General features: G+C 70.3%; 2 protein-coding genes. Both read right to left on the bottom strand.

All coding sequences use genetic code 11. The annotated features are described in order from the left end of the window. Nucleotides 1-451 (bottom strand): maleylpyruvate isomerase family mycothiol-dependent enzyme (locus K789_RS0112540; protein ID WP_024367049.1); only part of this gene is annotated, 451 nt, incomplete at its 3' end. A gap of 38 nt (nucleotides 452-489) precedes the next feature. Then, nucleotides 490-849, bottom strand: coding sequence for a pyridoxamine 5'-phosphate oxidase family protein (locus K789_RS23010; protein ID WP_306376558.1), 360 nt, complete (start codon nucleotides 847-849; stop codon nucleotides 490-492). Nucleotides 850-909: the final 60 nt, after the last annotated feature.

Genomic DNA, 909 nt, shown 5'->3' with positions numbered 1-909 from the left:
GGCCCGTGCCGAGGTCGGTGGCGTGGATGGTGAGCTCGCGCCAAAGCGCCAGCCCGCCGTCGAACACGACTCCCCCGCGGTAGCTGATGGGCGCCCGCCAGCCGGCGCCGTCGAGCGCTGCAAAAGCGTGCAGTGCCCGGTCCAGGGCGGCGTCAACATCGGCCCGGTGTTCCGCCACGGTGTGTCCTGCGGCCATTTCGATGGCACGGGTCCGGCCTTCGAAACCGCCGTCGTAGAGCTCGATGCTGTCCCCCCGGGCCGCAACCTCCAGCTGGCGTGCCATCGCGTTGGCGATGCCGCTGACGTGGGCCAGCACGTGGCCGCGCGTCCAGCCCGGCAGTTCCGAGGACGCCTTGACGTCCTCGTCGGACAAGGTGGCGGTAATTCCGGCCACGACGCCGGCGGCGCGGCGCAGTTCTTCGAGGAGGTTTTCCGGGGTGATTGGGGTCATGGCGAACATCCTAACCGAGCGACCTGAATCAATCCGGATTAACTGAAAGACTCCGGGCCAAAACGGTGGCGGATGTGCCGGCGGTCGTGCCGGGCCTGCCAGAACTCGATTTCGCGGGGCCGGAGGGCGTACAGCTGCCAGTCCGCGTTGTCGCTGCCGTCGGCGCCGGGCCGGGCATGCCAGTCGGACACCGACGCCGCCTCGGACAGCTCCACCACGCCGCCGGCGACGCGGATCTGCCGGCCCTGCTGCTGCCAGTAGAAGTTCAGGGCGGCCTGCGGATTCGCCGCGAGTTCCCGGCCCTTCCGCGAGGCGCGGGACGTGGCGAAGTGCCAGCCGTCGTCGTCGAGGTCCTTCAGGATCAGCATCCGGGAGGAGGGACCTCCGAGCCCGTCCACCGTGGCAAGGCTGCAGGCGTTGGGCTGCGGGACGCCGGCGTCCAGCGCCTCAGCGAGCCA

The sequence above is a fragment of the Arthrobacter sp. TB 26 genome (assembly GCF_000427315.1).
In the GTDB taxonomy this organism is placed as follows: Bacteria; Actinomycetota; Actinomycetes; order Actinomycetales; family Micrococcaceae; genus Arthrobacter.
Note: the sequence above shows the minus strand (reverse complement) of the source record. Positions and strands in the feature narration are given on the sequence as shown.